Annotated in this window: 19 protein-coding genes; 12 read left to right on the top strand and 7 right to left on the bottom strand. The window is 66.4% G+C overall.

Annotation, left to right across the window (positions count from 1 at the left end):
- The first annotated feature begins 42 nt into the window (after nt 1–42).
- Nucleotides 43–819, top strand: a complete 777-nt coding sequence (locus NH448_RS05555) for a hypothetical protein (protein ID WP_045993535.1) — start codon at nt 43–45, stop codon at nt 817–819.
- Nucleotides 820–971: 152 nt separating this feature from the next.
- Here the strand turns inward: NH448_RS05555 and NH448_RS05550 are convergent, their stop codons facing one another.
- A complete protein-coding gene (locus NH448_RS05550; RefSeq protein WP_045993534.1) occupies nt 972–1,883 on the bottom strand; it encodes a hypothetical protein in 912 nt (303 codons plus the stop codon).
- A complete protein-coding gene (locus NH448_RS05545; protein ID WP_045993533.1) occupies nt 1,880–2,068 on the bottom strand; it encodes a hypothetical protein in 189 nt (62 codons plus the stop codon). Before NH448_RS05545 ends, NH448_RS05550 begins: the two co-directional genes overlap by 4 nt.
- 235 nt (nt 2,069–2,303) lie before the next feature.
- Here NH448_RS05545 and NH448_RS05540 point away from each other — a divergent pair, with 235 nt between their 5' ends.
- On the top strand, nt 2,304–2,864 hold the full coding sequence (locus NH448_RS05540) for an SCP2 sterol-binding domain-containing protein (RefSeq protein WP_083970484.1): 561 nt from the start codon (nt 2,304–2,306) through the stop codon (nt 2,862–2,864).
- Nucleotides 2,865–2,964: 100 nt separating this feature from the next.
- On the opposite strand, the gene NH448_RS05535 is transcribed toward NH448_RS05540, so the two are convergent.
- The 4 genes from NH448_RS05535 to NH448_RS05520 form a co-directional block, all read right to left on the bottom strand.
- Nucleotides 2,965–3,882: a U32 family peptidase gene (locus NH448_RS05535; protein ID WP_045993532.1), complete on the bottom strand. Its 918-nt coding sequence runs from the start codon at nt 3,880–3,882 to the stop codon at nt 2,965–2,967.
- 11 nt (nt 3,883–3,893) lie between these two features.
- Complete coding sequence (locus NH448_RS05530) at nt 3,894–4,889, bottom strand: peptidase U32 family protein (RefSeq protein ID WP_045993531.1); 996 nt, start codon at nt 4,887–4,889, stop codon at nt 3,894–3,896.
- Between the two features lie 370 nt (nt 4,890–5,259).
- A complete protein-coding gene (locus tag NH448_RS05525; protein WP_045993530.1) occupies nt 5,260–6,756 on the bottom strand; it encodes a CoA-acylating methylmalonate-semialdehyde dehydrogenase in 1,497 nt (498 codons plus the stop codon).
- A 184-nt stretch (nt 6,757–6,940) separates the two neighbouring features.
- Entirely contained in the window at nt 6,941–8,221 is a 1,281-nt protein-coding gene (locus tag NH448_RS05520) for an aminotransferase class III-fold pyridoxal phosphate-dependent enzyme (RefSeq protein WP_239452573.1), read from the bottom strand.
- Between the two features lie 670 nt (nt 8,222–8,891).
- On the opposite strand from NH448_RS05520, the gene NH448_RS05515 reads away from it, so the two are divergent.
- The 3 genes from NH448_RS05515 to NH448_RS05505 are packed head-to-tail and all read left to right on the top strand — an operon-like array spanning nt 8,892 to nt 11,967.
- Nucleotides 8,892–9,863, top strand: a complete 972-nt coding sequence (locus NH448_RS05515) for a tripartite tricarboxylate transporter substrate binding protein (RefSeq protein WP_045993528.1) — start codon at nt 8,892–8,894, stop codon at nt 9,861–9,863.
- A 46-nt stretch (nt 9,864–9,909) separates the two neighbouring features.
- Nucleotides 9,910–10,449 carry a tripartite tricarboxylate transporter TctB family protein gene (locus tag NH448_RS05510; RefSeq protein WP_045993527.1) on the top strand — a complete coding sequence of 180 codons (540 nt, stop codon included), beginning with the start codon at nt 9,910–9,912 and terminating at the stop codon, nt 10,447–10,449.
- A 3-nt stretch (nt 10,450–10,452) separates the two neighbouring features.
- Nucleotides 10,453–11,967, top strand: coding sequence for a tripartite tricarboxylate transporter permease (locus tag NH448_RS05505; RefSeq protein ID WP_045993526.1), 1,515 nt, complete (start codon nt 10,453–10,455; stop codon nt 11,965–11,967).
- A gap of 204 nt (nt 11,968–12,171) precedes the next feature.
- Here the strand turns inward: NH448_RS05505 and hmpA are convergent, their stop codons facing one another.
- Nucleotides 12,172–13,356 (bottom strand): NO-inducible flavohemoprotein, encoded by a 1,185-nt coding sequence (hmpA, locus tag NH448_RS05500; protein WP_124805204.1) that lies wholly within the window; start codon nt 13,354–13,356, stop codon nt 12,172–12,174.
- A 490-nt stretch (nt 13,357–13,846) separates the two neighbouring features.
- Here hmpA and norR point away from each other — a divergent pair, with 490 nt between their 5' ends.
- The 7 genes from norR (at nt 13,847) to NH448_RS05465 (ending at nt 22,239) form a co-directional block, all read left to right on the top strand.
- Nucleotides 13,847–15,436 carry a nitric oxide reductase transcriptional regulator NorR gene (norR, locus tag NH448_RS05495; RefSeq protein WP_221621218.1) on the top strand — a complete coding sequence of 530 codons (1,590 nt, stop codon included), beginning with the start codon at nt 13,847–13,849 and terminating at the stop codon, nt 15,434–15,436.
- Nucleotides 15,437–15,622: 186 nt separating this feature from the next.
- The gene (locus NH448_RS05490; protein WP_045993524.1) at nt 15,623–16,807 is read left to right on the top strand and encodes an NnrS family protein; all 1,185 of its coding nucleotides are present in this window, start codon (nt 15,623–15,625) and stop codon (nt 16,805–16,807) included.
- 6 nt (nt 16,808–16,813) lie between these two features.
- Nucleotides 16,814–17,203 carry a SirB2 family protein gene (locus tag NH448_RS05485; RefSeq protein WP_045993523.1) on the top strand — a complete coding sequence of 130 codons (390 nt, stop codon included), beginning with the start codon at nt 16,814–16,816 and terminating at the stop codon, nt 17,201–17,203.
- A 286-nt stretch (nt 17,204–17,489) separates the two neighbouring features.
- Nucleotides 17,490–17,942 (top strand): cytochrome c, encoded by a 453-nt coding sequence (locus NH448_RS05480; protein WP_045993522.1) that lies wholly within the window; start codon nt 17,490–17,492, stop codon nt 17,940–17,942.
- Nucleotides 17,943–18,024: 82 nt separating this feature from the next.
- On the top strand, nt 18,025–19,365 hold the full coding sequence (locus tag NH448_RS05475) for a cbb3-type cytochrome c oxidase subunit I (RefSeq protein WP_045993521.1): 1,341 nt from the start codon (nt 18,025–18,027) through the stop codon (nt 19,363–19,365).
- A gap of 52 nt (nt 19,366–19,417) precedes the next feature.
- Nucleotides 19,418–20,245 (top strand): CbbQ/NirQ/NorQ/GpvN family protein, encoded by an 828-nt coding sequence (locus tag NH448_RS05470; protein WP_045993520.1) that lies wholly within the window; start codon nt 19,418–19,420, stop codon nt 20,243–20,245.
- An 8-nt stretch (nt 20,246–20,253) separates the two neighbouring features.
- The gene (locus NH448_RS05465; RefSeq protein WP_045993519.1) at nt 20,254–22,239 is read left to right on the top strand and encodes a VWA domain-containing protein; all 1,986 of its coding nucleotides are present in this window, start codon (nt 20,254–20,256) and stop codon (nt 22,237–22,239) included.

Raw genomic sequence — 22,239 nt, 5'->3', positions numbered from 1 at the left:
GAGCGTGTCACGCCCGCATCATCTTTCTGGAGGAGCCCGCTGATGGCTGTCGAAATCAATTCCAAGATCGTGGGCTACCGCGTCAAGAGCGAGGAGGCCGCCCCCGCGCCGGCCCCGCTGCCCGAGGAAAACCCGCTGACCATGCGCATCCCCTCGCGCCCCGAGGGAACGCTGGAGGCAGTATCCGAGAAGATCTCCTACGTCGGCGCCGAAGGCCGCAAGAAGGTCTACCTGCTGGTGTCCTTCATGCCGGTGGAAGGCGTGCTCAACGGCCAGCGGGTGATTATCGAGCGCCCGGTGGAGTTCTTCTTCCCCTCCGGCCAGCTGTCCAGCGAACACCAGTGGATCACCGCCACCATGCGCAGCCTGTCGCTGGCCGCCCGCGGCGGCTACGTCACCCAGGCGGTGGCGGATCTGCGCAAGGTGGCCTGGGACAAGGGCCTGGTGCGCTGCGGCATGAACCGCTGGAACAAGCCGATGTTCCACGACTCCGAGGTCGCCGCCATCGCCTGGTCGATCCAGCAGATCCTCTATCGTCGCGGCTTCCTCGACATCGACGGCAACCAGATTCCGGTGGAGGAGCTGGTCAGCCGCTACGCCCGGCGCCAGGCCTCCGGCCACGGCTGGTACCCCGCCGAGGTCGAGGACGAGACCCCGAGCGGCGCGGTCGAGCCGCTGGATGGCAAGCCTGCCGAGTCCGCCGCCGAAGGCGCCAGCCCCGCCGTGGTCGGCAACTGCCCCGAGTGTCGCGGCGAGCTGATCATGATGGACGGCTGCCCCACCTGCTACGCCGGCTGCGGCTGGTCGAAGTGTGGCTAGTCGACGTTTGGTTGGAAAGCACGACTAGAATACGTGGCTAGAAAGCACGGCTGGCGCGCGAACAACCCAGCGTCACAACGATGGGCCCTTCGGGGCCCATCGTTGTGTCTGGAGGGGTGGTTTTCGTTCAGCCAGCGTCGTGACAGCAGGCGCTATGACGCCCCAGGCGGCTGAGCCTGGCCGGAGCGGGTGGTGTTGTAGACGGGGTGGCCGCAGGGGCAGTGGTGGTTGATGAACCGGCTGCGGAAAAAACGGATGTCGAACTCCCGGACGTAGCTGGTCTTGTGGGCGGCCAGCACGATGTCAAAGGCGTAGTCGCGGTGGGCCTCGCCCCGACTCTGGGCGTCCAGGTAGGGCGTGTAGTCGGTGGTGATATGCAACTGGAGATGGGCTTCGCACAGATGCCCGGTGAAGTAGGGCAACACACGTATCTGGCTTTCCTCCTTGGGCGCCGAGGGTTCGGGCATGCCAGTCACGTTGCCGATGATCACCTTGCGAGAATCCAGCACGAACATGCAGAGGCCGCTGCCGGTGCCAAGCAGGCTGCCAAGGTAGAGGGTTTCGGCATGGTCACCCTCTATCAGCTTGCGCATGGCGTGGACGGTGAAGCGATAGCTCTGCCAGTGGCACCACTGTGCTGCTCGTTGCAGTCGGTGATAGACACTAGCCCCGACGCTGCGACGCGCAAACCCGGCCAGGCGCTGGCGCAGACGGGATTGGCCCAGATAGAAGGCATAGTACCAGGCCACCAGTTTCGTAAACGCCAGGCAGATGATCGCAATAGTGAGGGTAACCAGCGACGTCTGAAGGAAGGGCTCGCCGAAGGGCTCGCCTTGGGTGTCTGGGTAGGCGTAAGGAGAAGCGGAGGGGGCAGAGAAAGCGTGCAGGAGGTAAAGCACAGCGAAGACCGGGAGGGCGGCCCCAAAGCCGGCGATGGCGCTGCGCAAGGTCAGCTGTTGTCCGTTGGCACGAATGACGTAGCGTCGCCAGGAAGGGATCGAATGGCATAGCAGAAAGCCGGCCACCAGCAGGACGAAAGGTGGCAGCAGCTTGATGCCGCTCATTCCGGCTTGCTGTCCCTGCGATCGAGGCTGCGGCGAAGGGCTCTGACGTTGCTCTTGACCTTGCGCGACCGCACCAGCTCGGCGCTGTCCACGGAGACGGCGCCGCGATGCGATATCTTCATGCTACGCAGGTGGCCACCCTCTTTGGCCTTGAGGTAGCCTTCGAAGCTGGTTTCGATGGACATCGTTGCTCCTTTTCCGCTTGTGAACTCAATGCTCTGCGGAACCTGGGTGAAGCCAAGGGGCCGAACCCGATGATGTCAGCAGTGTAGCAGAGTTCCCATTTCGACCCCGGCATTCGGCTGTGTCAGAGCGTTCAACGAGCGCTACACCAGAGGGCTTGATGGGCGTCATGAACCGAGGGCGACGGTATCGCTAGCATGACCCGGCGGCGTCGTGCCGCTTGACCAGGAACCCGTCATGTCGCTGTCGCCGCTCGGCTCGCTGTCGTTGCCTTCTCTTGCCCTTCCTGCCCTGCCCACCCTTCCTTCGTTGCCGTCGTCGTTGACGTCTGGCGCCTTGACCCGGGTGCCCCATCGTCTGCATCTGTCACTGATGCGCCGTCTCGGCCCGCTGCCCCTGCCGCTGTTGCGCACGAGTCTCGAGCCCTGGCTCAACCGCACCCTGGCCGAGCCACTGGCCGACGGTGAGTTCGACGTGCTTGAAGGGCGCCGGGTGTGTCTGTCCATCGATGATCTGGCGCTGGCGGTCACCCTGACCCTCACGCACGGTCGCCTGCAGGTCACCGACGCGCCCTGGGAGGTGAAGGTGGCGGGGGGCTGGCGCGAGTTCGCCTGCCTGGCCAGCCGCGAGGAAGACCCGGACAGCCTGTTCTTCCAGCGCCGGCTGTGCCTGGAGGGCGATACCGAACTGGGGCTGACGGTGAAGAACCTGCTGGATGGGCAGGAAATGGAACTGCTGCATCCCTACCTGCTCGAGGCGCTGGGCCAGCTGCAGCGCTGGCTGCCTCGCCAGGCCTAGGCGCCTGGTTACCGCCTGCTGGCTGGCGGGTTGAGCCATCTAGCGATGGAGGCCGGCGAACCGGCCTCCTGAGTGAGGTGGTGTGAGAGGGAAGGGGCTTTCAGTCTTCCAGTACCGGCGCCAGATCCATCCCCGCCTGGCCGTGCCAATAGCCATTGCACAGCTCGGCGTCCACCAGCGCCAGCGGCGAGGGCGCCGAGTAGCGTCCTTGGCGGGCCAGGTCGAAGTCCGCCACCACCTCATCCATCCCCTCTGAACGCGGACTTAGCCGGGCCGTGGTGACGCCCATTGTGGCCATCTCGGCAAGCTCGTGGCGCAGGTCCTGACAGGCCCCGGACAGGGTCTGGATACCGTTCAGGGTGAACAGTCGACGGCTGTCGTCCTGGGTGGTCAGCGACAGCCCTTCCGGATAGTCCTGGCAGACGAACTGGCAGCGATCCTTGGGGTGCTGATGGTGACGCGCGGTAAAGCAGCGCGACGACCAGGCCAGCGGCAGGTGGCCGTAGGCCAGCACCTCGCAGTCCAGCGCCAGCCCCGCCTCGCGGGCGTCAGACAGCAGCCGGGCCAGGTCGGCGCCGGGCAACTCCACCGGGGCGACGAAGCGGAACATGCCGGCGCGCTTGAGGATCTCCAGGGTCGGCACATTGTAGAGGTTGAGCGCCGGGCCGCCGACGAAGGGCAGGCCCGCCTCGGACAGCCGGTGCACCGCGCTCATGTCGTTGGCCTCGACCAGGAAGTCGCCGTTGTCGCACAGCCTGGTCAGGTCGCGCAGGTCGGCGTTGGACTCGATCAGGGTCTGCGAGCCGAGGATCACCTGCTTGCCGGCGGCGGCGAGCTGGTGGCCGATCTCCAGCCAGTCGGCGAGCTTCATGTCGCGCCGCCGGGAGCACACGGTTTCGCCCAGGGTGACGCTGGTCAGCGGCCAGTGGCAGGCCTGTTCATAAAAGGCGAAGTAGCGCTCGCGGGTCCAGTAGAAGGACACCGGGCCAAGGCTCAATTCCAGTGAAGCAGCGGTCATCTCGCCTCCTGTCATTTCCAGTCGCGCTCGTAGGCGCCGAGAGTATGGGTGGAGCCTTCGGCCAGCGGCGCCAGGGCGGCGCTCCAGTCGGCCTGGGGGCGATAGTCGTCGCCGGCCCGGTCCAGATGGTCCAGCGCCTGGCGCCACACGCGGGTGACGCTGGCCACATAGGCCGGACTGCGCTGACGACCCTCGATCTTGATCGCCTTGATGCCCAGCGCCGCCAGCTGGGGCAGCAGGTCCAGGGTGCTGAGGCTGGTCGGCGCCTCGATGGCGTGGCCGACGTCGCCCTCGACGTTGAAGCGTCCCTTGCACAGGGTCGGGTAGCCGGCCTGTTCGTCGGCGCGGTAGCGATCGATCAAGACGCCGTTCAGGCGCGATTCGCGTCCGCTGGCGGTCTCTTCCCAGCGCACGTGGGCCGCCGGCGAGCACACGCCGTGGGTGTTGGGTGATTCGCCGGTCAGGTAGGACGACAGATAGCAGCGGCCCTCGGCCATGATGCACAGGCTGCCGAAGGCGAACACCTCGAGCTCCACCGGGCTGTGGCGGGCCAGGTCGCGCACCTGGTGGATCGACAGCACCCTGGGCAGCACCGCGCGACGGATGCCGAACTCGCGGTGGTAGAAGGCCAGCGCCTCATGGCTGGTGGCGGAGCCCTGCACCGACAGGTGGCGGGGGGTGTCCGGGTGGCGCTCGGCGGCGTAGGCCAAAAGGCCCGGGTCGGCCAGGATCAGGGCGTCGACCTGAAGCGAAGCCGCCTGGTCCACCGCCGCGCGCCACTGGGCCAGGCTCGACTGCTGCGGGTAGGTATTGATCGCGCAGAACACCCGGCAGCCCCGGGCGTGGGCGTAGTCGATACCCTCGCGGGCGCGCTTGTCGGTGAAGTTCAGCCCGGCGAACTGGCGGGCGTTGGTGGCATTCTGAAAGCCGAAGTAGACCGCGTTGGCGCCCTCGTCCACGGCGCGCTTCAAAGCGGGCAGGCTACCCGCGGGACAGACCAGTTCCATGTCGATCTCCGAGCGAAGAGAGGCGCCATGCTAGCCCCGCCCGGACACCGCCGGCTTGATGCGTATCAGTGTCCGCCAATGAAGTGGGGGATGGAGCGAAGGGATGACGCGCTGCACCGGGGCCGGGTGTGGACAACCTGGCGATGGTGGGAATCCGACTTGCGGGTCAGGCGTGCAGATAAAGGTGGCGATGAGCTTGTGAGTCGTTCTGTGGATAACCCTGTGTGGCACCTTGTGAAAAGCGGTGGGCAGGCGGTGCAGGGGCTGTGGGCAGCGGTGTATAAGTCGCCTGTCAGTGGTGGATCAGCGGCTCGCTCGCTGTGGTAAACGAAAACGGGCCCCGCAGGGCCCGTGGCATTCTTGCCGGAGCCTACTGACCGCCGGAGGGGAAGTGGAACTCCGCCTGGGTGGTCTCGAAGGGCGAGGGCCAGCGCTGTGACACCGCCTTGCGACGGGTGTAGAAGCGCACCGCGTCAGGGCCGTAGGCGTGCAGGTCGCCGAACAGCGAACGCTTCCAGCCGCCGAAGCTGTGGCTGGCCACCGGCACCGGCAGCGGCACGTTGATACCCACCATGCCGACCTCGATGGCGTCGGTGAAGCGGCGCGCCGCCTCGCCGTCACGGGTGAACAGGCAGGTACCGTTGCCGTACTCGTGGGCGTTGGTCAGGGCGATGGCCTCATCGAGGCTGTCGACACGCACCACGCACAGCACCGGGCCGAAGATCTCCTCGCGGTAGATGGTCATCTCCGGGGTGACCCGGTCGAACAGGCAGCCGCCGACGAAGAAGCCGTTCTCGTGGCCCGGGACCACCAGCTCGCGGCCGTCGGCCACCAGGGTGGCCCCTTCCTGCACGCCCTTCTCGATATAGCCGAGCACCTTGTCGCGATGCTGGGCGGTGACCAGGGCGCCCATGTCCAGGCCCTTGTCGGTGCCGGGGCCGATCTTCAGCGCGGCGATCTTGGGGCCCATGGCCTCGATCAGACGGTCGGCGGTGTCATCGCCGACGCATACCGCCACCGAGATCGCCATGCAGCGCTCGCCGGCGCTGCCGTAGGCGGCCCCCATCAGGGTGTTGGCGGCGTTGTCGATATCGGCGTCGGCCAGCACCACGGCGTGGTTCTTGGCGCCACCGAGGGCCTGCACCCGCTTGCCGCTCTCGGCGCCACGTCGGTAGATGGTTTCGGCGATGGGGGTCGAGCCGACGAAGGACACGGCCTTGATCTCGGGGGCGTCGAGCAGCGCCTCGACGGTCTCGCGGCCGCCCTGGACCACGTTCATGATGCCCTGGGGCAGGCCGGCTTCCTCGAGCAGGCGGGCGACCGCCAGGGCGGCGGACGGGTCCTTCTCGGAGGGCTTGAGCACGAAGGCGTTGCCGCAGGCGATGGCCATCGGGTACATCCACAGCGGTACCATCGCCGGGAAGTTGAACGGGGTGATGCCGGCCACCACGCCCAGCGGCTGGAAGTTGGAGAAGGCGTCGATGGACGGCCCCACGTTGTGGGAGTACTCGCCCTTGAGCAGCTCCGGCACGCCGCAGGCGTACTCGACGTTCTCGATGCCGCGCTTGAGCTCGCCCATGGCGTCCTCGAGAGTCTTGCCGTGCTCTTCGCTGATCAGTCGCACCAGACGATCGGCGTCACGCTCCAGCAACGCCTTGAAGCGGTACATCACCTGGGCGCGCTTGGCCGGCGGGGTATCGCGCCAGGCCGGGAAGGCCGCCTGGGCGGCGTCGATGGCGGCCTTGACGGTGTCGGCGTCGCCGTCGGCGACCTGGCGAATGGTCTCGCCGGTGGCCGGGTTGGTGACCGGCAGATGGCGGCTGGCCTCGAGATCCTGACCATTGATCCAGTGATTGACGTTGTCCATCGAGGGTCCTCAAGTGTCGAAAGGGCGGACGGGCATGGCCCGTCCGCGCTGTGGATAACGCTGTGAACAGTGGGTGTAAAGGTTGTCCACAGGCTGTCGGTTTCAGGTGGATAAGCCGGGCGCTCGGTACCGGCAAGCGGCCCCAGGCGAGCGGACTTAGTCGAGCGGCCCCAGTCAAGCGGACTTAGTCGAGCCGGTCGAGGGTCTCGGCGACGGCGTCGAACAGGCGCTCGAGCTCGGCCTCGGTGGTGGCGAATGGAGGGCCGAACTGCAGGGTGTCGCCGCCGAAGCGCACATAGAAGCCGGCCTCCCACAGCGCCAGGTGAGCGTCGCGCGGGCGGATGGCCGGATCGCCGTCGCGCGGGGCCAGCTGGATCGCCCCGGCCAGGCCGAAGTTGCGGATGTCGACCACATGGGAGCGGCCCTTCAAGGCGTGCAGGCGATCCTCGAAGGCCGGGGCGATGGCCCTGACCTGGGCCGGGAAGTCCTCGCGCTCGAGCAGGTCCAGCGCGGCCAGGGCGGCGGCGCAGGCCACCGGATGTCCGCTGTAGGTGTAGCCGTGGGGAAATTCGATGGCGTGCCCCGGGCCGCCGGCGTGCATGAAGGTGTCATGGATCTCGCCAGAGGCGATCACCGCACCCATCGGCACGCAGCCGTTGGTGATCTGCTTGGCCACCGTCATCAGATCCGGGGTGACGCCGAAGGCCTCGGCGCCGGTGCGCGCACCGCTGCGACCGAAGGCGGTGATTACCTCGTCGAAGATCAACAGGATGTCGTGGGCCGAGCAGATCTCGCGCAGCCGCTCGAGGTAGCCCTTGGGCGGCACGATGACCCCGGCGGAGCCGGACATTGGCTCGACGATCACCGCCGCGATGTTGGAGGCGTCGTGCAGCGCGATCTGCTCGAGCAGCGCATCGGCAAGCTCGGCCCCGGTCTCGGCCTGGCCCCGGGTGAAGGCCTGGTTCGGCTGCAGGGTGTGGGGCAGGTGGCTCGAGTCCAGCAACTGACCGAAGTGCTTGCGGTTGCCGCCGATGCCGCCAAGGCTGGTGCCGCCGATGTTGACCCCGTGGTAGCCCTTGGCCCGGCCGATCATGCGGGTCTTTTCCGGGCGACCCTTGAGTCGCCAGTAGGCCTTGGCCATCTTCAGCGCGGTATCGGCGGACTCGGAGCCGGAATCGGTGAAGAACACATGGTCGAGTCCCGTCGGGGTCAGGCTCGCGACCTTCTCGGCCAGCTTGAAGGCCAGCGGATGGGACACCTGAAAGCTCGGCGCGAAGTCGAGACTGCCAAGCTGGTGGGCCACCGCCTCGCGGATCTCTTCACGGTTGTGCCCGGCGCCACTGGTCCACAGACCCGACAGCGAATCGAACACCCGGCGGCCGCGGTCGTCGATGAAGTAGCGGCCCTCGGCGCCCTGGATCATCCGCGGATGCTGGTGGAAGTCCTGGTGGGCGGTGAACGGCATCCAGTAGTGATGGTTGAGCCCGGCCCCCGCAGGTCGCTCGGCGTGGGCGTCGGGATGGGTATCGAGGGTGTCGAAGGTCAGCATGGCGATTCTCCAGTCAGGGCCGCAGGGCGGACATGGACTCAGCATGGACCGGAAGTCAGGTTAATAAAATCATGCTCTGCTTTCGTTCAGGTTGGGTTTTGCTGACGCGATTGCTGGCTCGGCACCATGGTCTCCATGACAGGGACCAGGTGCATTGTCAGTCGAGGCCCTCCAGCCTTGGCTGGGGCGACGGTGCCTGCGGGTCCTGGCGGTGCGGAGCTGCTGTCCTGGCGCGTCTAGACAAGGTCATGCTCCAGCGTGGCGGTAAAGTCTTTATCGCACTCGAGGACCGCGCCTTCTTGTGGTGCCCAGTTGATGAAGCGCCTTCTTATGGCGCCCGATGCCGCGCCGACAGACGGATATCCCTCACTAAAGTCGCATTTCGCAGTCGTCATGCTCTGGCTATCTTGGGTACACGAATACTTTGTATGATGTAATACCTTAAGTGCAAAAGCCGAAGTAGTCGTCACAAGAGCAGCAACCACAAGAGCAGCAGTCCCCACAGGAACGGCCACACCGCGTTGCGTCGGCCGTCCCCGCAAGCCAACAACAAGCACTGCCCTGACGGTGGCAAGGAGTGGATGAGATGCGCAAGTCGATGAGCATGACCCTGGGTGGCCTGGCGCTGGTCGCCAGTGCCTCGGTCGCGGCGGACTATCCGGAGCGCGACGTTCGCATGATCGTGCCCTGGGGCGCCGGCGGCGGTACCGACGGTATCGTGCGCAAGATCTCCAACCTGGCCGAGGAGCCGCTGGGGGGCACCGTCTACGTCGAGAACATCGAAGGCGGCATGAGCGCCAACGGCCTGGTGCAGGCGCTGGGCGCGCGCCCCGATGGCTACACCCTGATCGCGCTGACCTACGACAGCGTCGTCACCATCCCGTGGCAGGGAATGCTGGCCGGCTATGATATCGACAAGCTGGATCTGATCGCGCGGATCACCAGTGAGCCGGACGCCGTCGTGGTGCCGGAGGATTCGCGCTTCGATAGCCTCGAGGCATTGATCGAAGCCGCCAGGGCCGCGCCCGGGGAGATCCGCGCCGGTATTCAGAACATGGGCTCGCGGACCCACCTGACGCTGCTGCAACTGCAGGACCAGGCCGAGGTGGAGTTCAAGATCGTCTCCTATCCCGGTGGTGCGGCGCCCCAGAAGGAGGCCCTGCTCAACGGCGAGGTGGACCTGGCGCTGACCAGCCTCGGTGACTTCGAATCGCTGATCTCGGCGGGTGACGCCCGTGGCCTGGTGGAGTTCACCGACGTCCAGAGCGAGAGCTTCCCCGACGTGCCCCCGGCAACCGAGCTGGGCTACGACATCCAGATGGGCAGTTTCGTGATCCTGGCGGCGCCTGCCAATACGCCGGACGACGCCGTGACGGCCCTCGAGGCGGCCTATCAGCAGGCCTACGACAGCGAGGAATTCCAGACCTGGCTGGTCGACGTCGGTGTCACCCCCAACTGGCTGGGCACCGATGAGGTCGAGGACTGGGCCGAACAGACCCAGGGTGAGCTGTTCGCACGCATGGACGAGCTGAAGGAAGCCGGCCTGATCGGCCAGTAAGCCCGCGCCGCCACCGCGGTGGCGGCTCTTTTCCGGAGGACTCCCGATGAAATCGCTCTCCCGCCTGGGGACCTGGCTGACGGGGCCGACAGGTGTCGTCGTCTGCCTGTTGGCCCTGACCCTGATCTATCTGCTCGAGGCGTTCAAGATCGCCCCGCCCATCAAGAACGGGGCCCTGACCGCCTCCTTCTTCCCGGTGGCGCTCGCCGTGGTCATGCTGCTGGCGCTGGGTGGCGTGATCCTCGCCGATCGACGCGAGGCGGCCAGTGGCGAGGCTGGTGGCGAGGCCGGCGCCGGGGAAAGCGACGAGGGAGGCGACGACCATGGAGATGCAAAGGTGGCGGCGTGGCGAGGGCCGGTGGCGGTCACCCTGCTCACCGCCGTCTATATCGCCCTGTTTGCCCACCTTGGCTACTTCATCGCCACCTTCCTCTACGCCTTCAGCATGACGCTGGCTTTCGCCACCGGGCGGCCCTCGCCGCAGGCGCTTGGGTTCAAGGCGCTGGTGGCCGGCGTGATCACCCTGCTGGGATACGGGCTCTTCGAGCTGGTGTTCCAGGTTCGCCTGCCGACGCCCTGGATCTGACCCATGGACTATCTGATCGAACTCTCCAAGGGCCTTGCCGTGCTGATGCAGCCCGACATCCTGCCCTACCTGATCGGCGGCTACCTGATCGGCACCTTCTTTGGCGCCGTGCCGGGGCTCACCTCGATGCTGGCCATCGCCCTGCTGCTGCCGTTGACCTACAGCCTCGACATCACCGCGGCGCTGGTCGCCTGCGCCGCCATCTTCATGGCCGGCATGTGCAGTGGCAGCATCACCGCCACCACCATCAATATTCCCGGTGCCCCGGCCTCGATGATGACCGCCATAGAGGGCTACCCCATGCAGCAGCGGGGCGAGGGCGCCAAGGCGCTGGGCCATGCCGCCCTGGCGTCGATGATCGGCGGCGCCCTGGGTGCCATCATGCTGATGGTGATGGCGCCGCTGGCCACCGAGGCGGCGCTGCTGATTCGCACACCGGGCAAGTTCTCGCTGATCGCCTTCGCCCTGATCGTGATCGTCATCTCCCAACGTGGGGCCATCTCCAAGGGCCTGGTCGCCACCACCCTGGGGGTGATGGTGGCCACCGTCGGTATCGACGTGATGCAGCCGGTCACCCGCTTCACCTTCGGCACCGGCGTGCTGATGCAGGGCATCGACATCATGCCGCTGGTCATCGGCGCCTTCGCCGTCAGTGAGCTGCTGGTGCAGTCGCAGAACCGCGCCTCGCGCACCGTCGAGGTCGACGCCATCAAGGCCAGCGTCATTCGCCGCCGGGACTTTATTCCACCCTGGCACGAGGTGCGTGAAATCGGCGTCTATCGCTACGTCAAGACCGCCATCATCGGCTACAGCGTCGGCGTGCTGCCGGGCGCCGGAGGCTCCATGGCGGCCTTTGTCGCCTACGCCGAGTCCATGCGCAGCTCACGCCACCCGGAGAAGTACGGCAAGGGTTCGGTGGAAGGCATCGCGGCGGCGGAGGGCGCCAACAACGCCATGTGCAGCGGCGCCTTCGTGCCGATGCTGTCGTTCGGTATTCCCGGTGATCCCACCACCGCCATCGTGCTGGGCGTGCTGGTGATCAACGGTCTGCAGCCCGGGCCGCAGTTCCTCGACAGTCAGCTTGCGCTGGTGGCACCGATGTTCATGGCGCTGCTGGTGGCGGCCCTGGTGATGGTGCCGCTGACGCTCTACGTGCTGGGGCCCTGGTTCGTGCGGATCGTCTCGATCCGCCGCGATGTGCTCTACGCCAGCATCGCGGTGATCGCGCTGGTCGGCTGTTACGTGGCTACCTACTCGATCTTCCAGATGGGACTGGCGCTGGTGTTCGGGGTGCTCGCCTTCCTGCTGCGGCGCCAGGGCTATCCGGTGGCCTGCCTGCTGCTCGGCTTCGTGCTCGGCCCGAGCCTGGAGGAATACTGCCGACGCTCGCTGTCGCTGTCCGACGGCAACCCGCTGATCTTCCTCACCAGTCCCGACAGCCTGTTCTTCCTGGCGCTGACCGGGGTGTTCTACTACTTCATGGTGGTGAGAAAGCCCGAGGCGCGACAGCACGCCTGAGCCTCTGGTTGGTGAAAGACCGCCGCAAGACACGACAAGGCCGCGCCCTCGGGCGCGGCCTTGTCGTGGTGGGCTGAGTGGAACGCGACGGTCAGACGTGCTTGTCAGGCGACGCTACTGGTGTTGCTGAGCGGACGCGAGGGACCGAAGTTTTCATGACGGCGGCGCAGCGCAGACACGTCGAACAAGATAGCCAGCTGCGGCTCAGGCGACGCTACTGCTGTTGCTGAGCGGACGCGAGGGACCGAAGTGCTCGTAGTGACGGCGCTGCTCGGGGATACCCAGTTCTGCCAGATGGCTGTCGATGGCGCTCATGAAGGGCGGCGGGCCGACGAAGTAGCACTGAGCGTCGCCGCCGGGCAGCAGGCGGGCCAGCAGCTCACGCTCGAGGCGGCCCTTGATGTCGCCGCCGTCGCCTTCCTCGTAGGCGCAGACCCGGGTCAGCAGTTGCGGATAGTCTCGGGCAAGGGCCTCGACCTCGCCACGGAAGGCGTGGTGGTCGATGTTCCGGGCAGCGTGGACGTAGCAGACCCGGCGTCCCTGGGCCAGGGCCTGGCGCGCCAGCGGCAGCATCGGTGTCTGGCCGACACCGCCGCTGATCAGCATCACCGGCGCGTCGCCATCGTCCAGGGTCAGCTCACCGGCGGGGGGCAGCAGTTCCAGGGTGTCGCCGACGCGCATCTGCTGGTGCAGGAAGTTGCTGACCAGACCGCCCGGCTCCTGTTTCACCGAGATACGATAGCTACGGCCGTTGGGGCTGCCGGACAGGCTGTAGTGGCGATGCACGATTGCCTCGTCCACCGCCAGACGCAGGCCGATGTACTGGCCGGGCTCGGCGTCGGCCACCGGCTGGCCGTCGACCGGCTCCAGGGTGAAGGAGCGAATCACCTCGCACTCGCGCTGGATCTGGGCGACACGGAACTCGCGCAGTCCACGCCAGCCGCCGGGGCGATCGGCGAAGGCCTGGTAGCGCTCGGCTTCGGCAGCGATCAACAGCGCGGCCAGGTCGTTGTACAGGGCCGCCCAGGCGTCGGCGATCTCCGGCGTCACCACCTCGCCCAGCACCTCGCCGATGGCGGCCATCAGGCATTCGCCGACGATGGGGTACTGCTCGGGCTGGATGCCCAGCGAGACGTGCTTGCTGATCACCGTCTGCATCGAGTCGATGACCTCCTGGGGCTGGCGGCGCAGGCCGACATAGGCCAGCACCCCTCGCGCCAGCGCCTTCGGCTGGCCACCGTCGGCCTGGTGGGCCTGGTTGAACACCGCCTTGACCTCCGGGTAGCGCTCGAACATCAGCGGATAGAAACGGGCGGTGATGGCGTCGAGGTGTTCGGCGACCAGAGGGGCGGTGGCATCGATGATGGCGTCTTGGGCAGCGGTGGTCATGGCGTCTCCTGTCAGGGATATGGCGCAGCGCGCTCCCACTGTGGCAAAAAACCTTCACCGCGTCGGAGGCCTGGCTCGTTTGGGCCTACTTTTTCTCTACAGCTTGTGAACAGAGCATCGGTTGATATGCCTCGACACCTGCGGTGCTTCCACGGGGTCGGGGCGTATCGCTCGTCGCCTTTCTGTACCCTGTATGGAGCAAGCGATATGCCGCTTCGCTTGAGGTGCGCCAACTTGCCACAGTGTGGGTGATCCAGAGCGGGTAATGAGCGGGCAGTGTGGATCCACAGGGCGCTTGTCGAGAGCGCTGGTCACGCTACCCGGCTCCTTTTTTTCTGGCCCGGTTCCCGGCCACGTTTCCGACCCGATTCTGTCCCGGTATTCGCCCTGGGCAGTGGTAACTCTTGCGAATGAAATCGAGATTGCATGTCGATCTGACACTGCAAGTGCTATCGTTTTGACACTGTTGATAGTCAAAAGGACATTCGAGGTGGTCAGCTTTCTACGACGCCTGCGTGCCCTGCTGCAGCGCCTGGGCGATGAGCAGGGCCCCGAGCTCGCCGAGGCCTGGCAGGGCTTGCTCGAATCACTGGTGGCCCCCACCGCGGCGGATGCCAGCGCGTTGCTGGTGGCGCAGGGCTCCGGTCTCAGGCCGGTGGCCACCATCGGCCTGCCCGAGGGCGTGGCCGGCAGGACCTTCGCCTTGAGCGAGCATCCTCGCCTCGCCGCCATCGCCGAGGCGCCGGGGGTCTGCCGCTTTGCCGCGGACTCGCCCCTTCCTGATCCCTACGACGGGCTGCTGGATGACGGTCTTAGCCCTGTCCATGACTGCCTGGGGGTGGCGTTGCGCGACGGTGATGAGCTGATCGGCATGGTCACCCTGGACGCCCTGACCCCGGGGGCGCTGGCCGAGCTGGATGACCAGGGCCTGCTGGCGGCGGCCGAGTTGCTGGGCACCTGCCTGCGGCTGTCCCGGCGCCTGGACGGCGCCCGCCTGCAGCTCGCCCTGCAGCGCGATGACCACGGCCAGTTGCCACGTCGGCTGACTGGCTGGCGCAGTGGCGCCATGCGCAAGCTGATGGCCTCGGTGGAGCTGGTCGCCGCCACCGACATGAGCGTGCTGGTGCTGGGCGAGACCGGCGTCGGCAAGGAACGCATCGCCCATGCCCTCCATCACGGCTCGCGACGTGCCGATGGGCCACTGGTGGTGGTGAACTGCGCCGCGCTGCCGGCCTCGTTGATCGAGAGCGCCCTGTTCGGCCATCGGCGTGGGGCGTTCTCCGGGGCAACCAGCGACCATCGCGGGCACTTCCAGATGGCCGACGGCGGCACCCTGGTGCTGGACGAGGTGGGGGAGCTGCCGCTGGAGCTGCAGCCGAAGCTGTTGCGGGTGCTGCAGGAAGGCGAGGTCCAGCCGCTGGGCAGCGATCGGCTCCAGCATGTCGACGTTCGGGTGGTCGCGGTGACCAACCGGGATCTTGCCCTGGAGGTCGCCCAGGGACGCTTTCGCGAGGATCTCTATCACCGGCTCAGCGCCTTTCCGCTGGAGGTACCCCCGCTGCGCCAGCGTCCCGAGGACCTGGCGCTGCTGGTCGGACACTTCCTGGAGCAGAACCGGGTGCGTCTCGGCGTCGGCAACCTGCGCCTGAGCGAGGCCGCGCGGGTGTCGCTGGCGGCCTGGCACTGGCCCGGCAATGTACGTGAGCTGGAGTCGCTGCTGGCACGTGCCTCGCTGTTGGCATTGGCCTCGGTGGACGTGCTCGGGACGCCCGATGCTCGCCGCCGTAGCGTACGCATCGAGGTCGAGCACCTGGGGCTGGCGCCGGCGACAGCCCGGGTCACTGGCGCGCCCGCAGCGCAAGGCGACACGTCTCGAAGCGCCGTGTCGCCGGCCGATCGTCCAGCGGGCGAGGTGCTGGATCGAGAGCCCTCGCTGCGGGAGGCCACCGAGGCCTTTCAGCGCGAGCGCATCCGGCAGGCCCTGGACACTGAAGGCAACTGGGCAGGGGCGGCTCGCCGGCTGGGGCTGGACCCCGGCAATCTGCATCGCCTGGCGCGGCGGCTGGGGCTAAAGGCCTGATTCTGTCCTGGTCATCGCCAAGGGCGTGCGAGGCTGTCGCGGGGTTGGGGCTGGGGTGGGAGATGCAGGGCTTGCCAGGGTGAGTCAGGTTTGCGGCATCGGCAGTGCCTTTGATGTGCATCATGGTGATGTTGTCCAAAGCGGGCCAGACTTCACAAGACCAAGTGAATTACTCAGGTACTCGCCATGTCATCCGTCGCCGCTCGTCTGCCTCTTGCGCGCCTCGCCTTTCGTCCCTTCTTCCTGCTGGCGGCGGCCTTCAGCGTGGTGGCCCTGCTGGTGTGGCTCGCTTTCTGGCACGGCATCTTCGTGCTGTCGCCCCGGGCGGGCATGCTGTGGTGGCACCAGCACGAGATGCTGTTCGGTGTGGTGGGGGCGGTAGTTTCGGGGTTCTTGCTGACCGCGGTGCAGACCTGGACCGGCCTCAGGGGGCTCCATGGCGCCCCGCTGCTGGGGCTCGTCGCACTGTGGCTGGGGGCCCGGCTGGGGCTGGCCTTTCCCGTCTTGCCCCAGGCGCTGGTGATGGCCCTGGACGTGGGCTTTCTGCTGATCGTCTGCGCCGTGATGGCGGTGATGGTGATCCGGGCGAAGCGCTGGCGCAATCTGATCTTCGTGCCGGTGCTGGCGATCCTCGCCGGTGCCAACCTGGGCAGCCATCTGGGCGTGCTCCAGGGTGACCCTGAGCTGGTGCGCCAGTCGTCCTACCTGGCGGTGCTGCTGGTGACGCTGATCATGGGGGTGCTGGGGGGACGGGTGATCCCGATGTTCACCGCCAACCGGCTGGGCCTGAAGCGCCGCCCGGCGCTGCCCTGGCTCGAGGGGATGGCGCTCGGCAGCCTGGCGCTGGCGGTGGTGCTGCAGCTGACGCGCACCCTGGGTGGCGGTCTGCCCGACAGCGTACTGGCGCTGGCGCTGCTGGCGGCGGCGCTGGCCCACCCGCTGCGCCTGATACGCTGGCAAGGCCGCGCCACCGGACGTGAACCCCTGCTGTGGAGCCTTCACCTGAGCTACGCCTTCGTGCCGCTGGGGCTTTTGCTGTGGGCCCTGGGGCTGTGGGGCGTGGGCCGGGCAGAGCTGGGTGTCCACGCCATCACCGTGGGTGCCATGGGCACCATGATGCTGTCGATGATGTCGCGGGTGTCGCTGGGCCATACCGGCCGCCCCATGCGCTGTCTGCCGGGCATCGGCGTGGCTCTGGGCCTGCTGGTGGCGGCGGGGCTGTCGCGCTCGCTGGTGCTGGCGCTGTGGCCCTCGGTCACCCACTGGGTCTACAGCCTGAGCATCCTCCTGTGGTGTCTGGGCTACGCCATCTTTCTGGCCCACTACGTGCCGATTCTCGGCAGTCCGCGTGTCGACGGTCAGGACGGCTAGGCTCAGATGTTACCGCTCTACCTCACCCTCAAGTCCCTGCATGTGTCGCTGGCGCTGGTCAGCGGTGCCCTCTTCGCCCTGCGCGCGCTGTGGTCGGTGGCCGGCTCTTCCTGGCTAAAGCGCCCCTGGGTGCGTGTGCTGCCCCATCTGCTCGATACCCTGCTGCTGGCGGCGGGGCTGTCGCTGATGGTGCTCACCGCCCAGTGGCCTCACCAGACGCCATGGCTGGCGGCCAAGCTGACCGCCCTGCTGGCCTATGTCGGCTTCGGCAGTCTGGCGCTTCGACGAGGTGCCAGCGTTCGAACGCGGGCGCTGTCGGCCTGTCTGGCGCTGCTGATCTTCGTCTATATGCTTGGCGCCGCGCACCGACACAGCGTCCTGTCCTGGCTGGTATAGCCTCTTTATTGCAATGCATTGATTTACCTCAATGGCGTTGGTTTTTTCTCCTGGCAGCGGCGATATTGTCGTCATCTTGTCTCGTCAAATTCATCGTTTATCGCCGATAGTCCAGGCGACTGTTTAAGTGGTTGATGGGGCGAATCAATCAAGAATTTTGGTGATGCATGTCATATTCCGAGTGTTTAACTCAGGTATAGAAGAGCGCTCCTCAATACAATGGTCAACGGGGCCAGGGAGGTCTGACTCTCCGGCACCATGGGCCAAACAATGAGGAGACGTGGTCATGGCCGAGGGTCTGACAAAATCCGCAGCACGCAACATCTTCTACGGGGGCTCACTGTTCTTTTTCCTGATCTTTGTAGCGCTGACTGCTCACAGTCATTGGTACATCGTGACGGAGTCCACCAGCGCACTTCCGCTGACCGATTCGGTACGCGAAGGCAAGCATGTGTGGGAAAAGAACATGTGTATCAACTGTCACAGCATCATGGGTGAGGGGGCCTATTTTGCGCCTGAACTGTCCAATGTCTGGACCCGCTATCACGGGCGCGAAAACCCCGAGGCGGCAAGGGCGGGACTGGCGGCCTGGATGCGCGCTCAGCCGCTGGCCGTACCAGGGCGGCGCAAGATGCCGCAGTTCGATCTGAGCGACGAGGAAATGACCTCGCTGATCGATTTCCTCGAGTGGACCGACGCTATCGATGATCAGAACTGGCCGCCCCACGTATCGGGATAGGTCGGTGGGTTCGCGTGACATATCGACAAGATCGCAATGGCGTACCCGTCGCGTGAGGGGAAACCGTGGAGGAACATGAAAAATGAAATATGAAACACAGAAGGTGGCCTACGCCTTCTTCCTGGTGGCGATGGGGCTTTTTGCCCTTCAGCTGGTGTTTGGCATCATGGCTGCGCTGGTCTACGTCTTTCCAGACTTCCTGGCCCAGTTGATGCCTTTCAACATTATCCGCGTCAGCCATACCAATCTGCTGATCGTGTGGCTATTGATCGGCTTCATGGGCTGCACCTACTACCTGATGCCGGAAGAGGCCGAACGGGAGATTCATAGCCCGATGCTGGCCTACCTGCAGCTGGGCATCTTTGTGGTGGCCGGGGTCGCCGCCCTGGTGTGCTATCAGCTTGGCATCCACGAGGGACGTGAATTCCTCGAGCAGCCCTTCTTCGTCAAGGTGCTGATCACGGTGTCCTTCCTGATCTTCCTCTACAACACCAGCATGACCCTGCTCAAGGGCCGCAAGACCACCATCAATCTGGTGTTGATGCTGGGCCTGTGGCTGGCGGCGGTATTCTGGCTGTTCGCCTTCTACAACCCCGGCAACCTGGCGGTAGACAAGGTCTACTGGTGGTGGGTCGTTCACCTCTGGGTGGAAGGCGTGTGGGAGCTGATCATGGCGTCGCTGCTCGGCTATCTGCTGATCAAGATGTCCGGCGTCGACCGCGAAGTGATCGAGAAGTGGCTCTACGTCATCGTCGGCCTGTCGCTGTTCTCCGGGCTGCTGGGCACCGGCCACCACTACTACTGGATCGGTACGCCGGGCTACTGGCAGGCCATCGGCAGCATCTTCTCTACCCTTGAGGTGATTCCGTTCTTCGCCATGGTCGTGTTCGCCTTCGTGATGTTCTGGAAGGGGTCGCGCAACCACCCCAACAAGGCCGCGATGCTGTGGACCATGGGCTGCCCGACGGTCGCCTTCTTCGGCGCCGGCGTGTGGGGCTTCATGCACACCCTGTCGTTCATCAACTACTACTCCCACGGCACCCAGGTCACCGCCGCCCATGGCCACCTGGCGTTCTACGGTGCCTACGTGATGCTGATCCTCGGCGTGATCACCTACGCCATGCCGCAGCTGCGTCGGAGCCAGCCGTTCAACCAGGTGCTCAACATGTGGGGCTTCTGGATCCTGACCTCGGCCATGTGCTTCATGACCTTCACCCTGACCTTTGCCGGTGCGGTGCAGACCCATCTGCAGCGGGTGCTGGGGATGAACTACATGGAGGTGCAGGACCAGCTCGGCCTGTTCTACACCATGCGCCTGGGCACCGGCATCGCGGTGACGATGGGCGCGGTGCTGCTGCTCTACGCGCTGTTCGGTCCGGCCCGTCGGTCGGCCTCTGGCCAGCCGGCGATGTCCGCCAGCTGAACCCGATCGAGGCCGCCGTCAGGCGGCCTCGATGGTCTCGAGGACCCTGTTGATGACCCAAACAACCCTGTCTCGGTGCGCCTTGCACCAGGACCCTGTGCGTGACGACATCCCCTTCTACCAGCCGACCGGCCAGGAGGTCGCGCTGTTCGAGCACGCCTACCGCCAGCGTCTGCCGCTGCTGCTGAAGGGGCCGACGGGCTGCGGCAAGACCCGTTTCGTGCGCCATATGGCGGCACGTCTCGGGCTGCCGTTGCACACCGTGGCCTGCCACGACGACCTGACCGCCTCCGATCTGACCGGACGCTATCTGTTGAAGGGCGGTGACACCGCCTGGTCCGACGGCCCCCTGACCCGGGCCGTGCGCGAAGGCGGCATCTGCTACCTCGACGAGGTGGTGGAGGCGCGCAAGGACGTGACCGTGGTGCTGCACCCGCTGACCGACGATCGTCGTCTGCTGCCGCTGGAACGTACCGGCGAGCGACTCGAAGCGCCGGACGACTTCATGCTGGTGGTGTCTTACAACCCTGGCTATCAGCACATTCTCAAGACCTTGAAGCCGAGCACCCGCCAGCGCTTCGTGGCGATCTCGCTGGACTTCCCCGATGCCGACACAGAGGTCGACATCGTCGCCCATGAAAGCGGCCTTTCGCGTGGGCGCTGCGAGGCCCTGGTCAACCTGGCGGCACGCCTGCGGGCGATGAAGGGCCAGGACCTGGAAGAGGGGGTGTCCACTCGCCTGCTGATCTACTGCGCCAGCCTGATCCAGGCCGGCATGCCGGTGCTCGACGCCGCCCGGGCGGCCCTGCTCGAGCCACTCAGTGACGATCCCGACGTGCTCAAGGGCATCGAGGACGTCGTCACCGCCACCTTCGGATAGCCACGACCATGCTGGAGTTTCTCGAGGTCGAGGAGTTCGTCGGCCGTCATTGGCACCGCTGGGCGTCACGTGCCGCCAGTTATTCTGAATATCCCGAGGCGGCGGTGACCCTCGATGAGGTGTCGCGTTCGCTGGGGGTGCTGTTTCGCGCCAGCGGCGGCGACCCCGGCGTTACCCTGGATGCGATCGGCAAGCGCGCCTCGCGCCATCGTCTGTCGCTGCGTCAGCGCCTGGGCTTCGACGAGGAGGCGCTGGAGGTCTCGCGGCGTGACGACGAGCACCTGCTGCTGCCGCAGCGACTGGCGCTGTTGCCTGAGGTTGAGCTCAATCGCGATCTATATCGCTGGCTGGCCATGTCGCTGGCCGAGCGCCGTCCCGTGGCGCGCTGCGACGATCCACTTGAACAGGATCTGGTGCGCCTGGCCGAGGCGCGGCGCTCAACCGAGGTGACGCTTGCGCGCTACCCGGGCTTCGTCCGGCGCCATGCCCGGCTGTGCCAGGCGCTGCTCGCCGTGCGTCCTCGGCGCCGCGGCCTGCCTCCGCAAGAAGCTGCGGTAGAGACACTGGTCCGGCGCCTGCTGGGCGACGACCGATCCTTCGATAGCGAGGCCCAGACGCAAGACAGTCCCGAAGGCGACGCGCGTCAGTGGTGGTCCTGGTTGCAGGCGGCGGATGACCAAGGGCGCCCGTCGGTGCGCGCGCCACGGGGGTATCGGCCCTTTCTGCCGGTGCCGCTGTGGGGCGAGGCGTCGACGCTCGAGTGCGTCTCGAGGTCGACCGATGAGGATGACGAGGACGAAGAGACGGCTCCGCCCCAGGCCGCCGAGGTGGAAGGTGCCCGGCGCAAGGCCGAGCGCCGCTATCAGGATCAGGCCGAGCGAGACGACCCGCTGATGCTCAATGCCTCGGAAAAGATGCTGTCCTGGGCGGAGATGGTCAACGTCAACCGCCACCTGGATGACGAGGAGGAAGACGCCGCGCGCGAGGCGGCCGACCAGATCGACGAGATCACCTTGAGCCGCAACCGGCGACGGGCTGCCTCACGGCTGAAGATGTCGCTGGACCTGGCGCCCGACGCCGCCTGTGGCGAGTCGCTGGCCGCCGGTTCCAGCGTCGAGCACCTCTATCCTGAGTGGAACTACCGCAAGGGCCGGCTGTTGCCGGCCCACTGCCGGGTGATCGCCGAACCTGCCATCGAGGAGGGCGAGCCCTGGCAGGGCGACGAGGCGGCCACTCGCCGGGTACGCCGGGTGCGCCGCCAGTTCGAGGCCCTGCGGCCTCGGCGAGAGTGGCTGCGGGGCCAGGCGGACGGTGACGAGCTGGACCTGGACGCCCTGGTCCGCAGTCGCTGCGACCTGGCCGCCGGCGGTCAGGCCAGCGACCGCCTGTTCGTCGACGCCAGGCCCCAGGGGCGTGATCTGGCGGTGTCCATCCTGATCGACGTGTCGCTGTCCACCGATGCCTGGCTGGAAAGTCGCCGCGTGCTCGACGTGGCCCAGGAAGCGCTGATGGTACTGGGCCACGGCATCGCCGGCTGCGGTGACGACGTCAGCATCCACAGCTTTACCTCCCAGCGCCGGCATCGGGTCTGGGTCAGGCGGTTGAAGGCCTTCGACGAGGCCATGGGCGAGCGGGTGGAGCGCCGCATTTCGGCGCTGACGCCGGGGCATTACACCCGTATGGGGCCGGCCATTCGCCACCTGGCCAGGGAGCTGGGCCAACACCCCAGAAGACATCGGCTGCTGCTGGTGCTGACCGACGGCAAGCCCAACGACACCGACTACTACGAGGGGCGCTACGCCATCGAGGACACCCGCCACGCGGTGCGCGAGGCGGCGCGAGAAGACGTGCGGGTATTCGGGGTGACCATCGATCGCGAGGCCAGTCGCTATCTCGGTCGCATCTTCGGTCGAGGGGGCTACGCCATCGTGCCGCGTCCGGAGCATCTCGCCCTGGCGCTGCCGGGAATCTACCGACAGCTGGTGGCCCAATGA

This window comes from Halomonas sp. OfavH-34-E (assembly GCF_024124525.1).
Lineage (GTDB): Bacteria > Pseudomonadota > Gammaproteobacteria > Pseudomonadales > Halomonadaceae > Halomonas > Halomonas litopenaei.
This window is presented reverse-complemented; position numbering and strand designations above follow the sequence as displayed.

Bases quoted from the DNA above. Each gene is read 5' to 3' on its own strand.
- hmpA (WP_124805204.1), bottom strand. From the start codon at position 13,356: ATGACCACCGCTGCCCAAGACGCCATCATCGATGCCACCGCCCCTCTG.
- NH448_RS05515 (WP_045993528.1), top strand. From the start codon at position 8,892: ATGCGCAAGTCGATGAGCATGACCCTGGGTGGCCTGGCGCTGGTCGCC.
- NH448_RS05480 (WP_045993522.1), top strand. From the start codon at position 17,490: ATGGCCGAGGGTCTGACAAAATCCGCAGCACGCAACATCTTCTACGGG.
- NH448_RS05470 (WP_045993520.1), top strand. From the start codon at position 19,418: ATGACCCAAACAACCCTGTCTCGGTGCGCCTTGCACCAGGACCCTGTG.
- NH448_RS05510 (WP_045993527.1), top strand. From the start codon at position 9,910: ATGAAATCGCTCTCCCGCCTGGGGACCTGGCTGACGGGGCCGACAGGT.
- NH448_RS05485 (WP_045993523.1), top strand. From the start codon at position 16,814: ATGTTACCGCTCTACCTCACCCTCAAGTCCCTGCATGTGTCGCTGGCG.
- NH448_RS05465 (WP_045993519.1), top strand. From the start codon at position 20,254: ATGCTGGAGTTTCTCGAGGTCGAGGAGTTCGTCGGCCGTCATTGGCAC.
- NH448_RS05490 (WP_045993524.1), top strand. From the start codon at position 15,623: ATGTCATCCGTCGCCGCTCGTCTGCCTCTTGCGCGCCTCGCCTTTCGT.
- NH448_RS05525 (WP_045993530.1), bottom strand. From the start codon at position 6,756: ATGGACAACGTCAATCACTGGATCAATGGTCAGGATCTCGAGGCCAGC.
- NH448_RS05530 (WP_045993531.1), bottom strand. From the start codon at position 4,889: ATGGAACTGGTCTGTCCCGCGGGTAGCCTGCCCGCTTTGAAGCGCGCC.
- NH448_RS05550 (WP_045993534.1), bottom strand. From the start codon at position 1,883: ATGAGCGGCATCAAGCTGCTGCCACCTTTCGTCCTGCTGGTGGCCGGC.
- NH448_RS05535 (WP_045993532.1), bottom strand. From the start codon at position 3,882: ATGACCGCTGCTTCACTGGAATTGAGCCTTGGCCCGGTGTCCTTCTAC.
- NH448_RS05555 (WP_045993535.1), top strand. From the start codon at position 43: ATGGCTGTCGAAATCAATTCCAAGATCGTGGGCTACCGCGTCAAGAGC.
- NH448_RS05505 (WP_045993526.1), top strand. From the start codon at position 10,453: ATGGACTATCTGATCGAACTCTCCAAGGGCCTTGCCGTGCTGATGCAG.
- NH448_RS05475 (WP_045993521.1), top strand. From the start codon at position 18,025: ATGAAATATGAAACACAGAAGGTGGCCTACGCCTTCTTCCTGGTGGCG.
- NH448_RS05520 (WP_239452573.1), bottom strand. From the start codon at position 8,221: ATGCCGTTCACCGCCCACCAGGACTTCCACCAGCATCCGCGGATGATC.
- NH448_RS05540 (WP_083970484.1), top strand. From the start codon at position 2,304: ATGTCGCTGTCGCCGCTCGGCTCGCTGTCGTTGCCTTCTCTTGCCCTT.
- NH448_RS05545 (WP_045993533.1), bottom strand. From the start codon at position 2,068: ATGTCCATCGAAACCAGCTTCGAAGGCTACCTCAAGGCCAAAGAGGGT.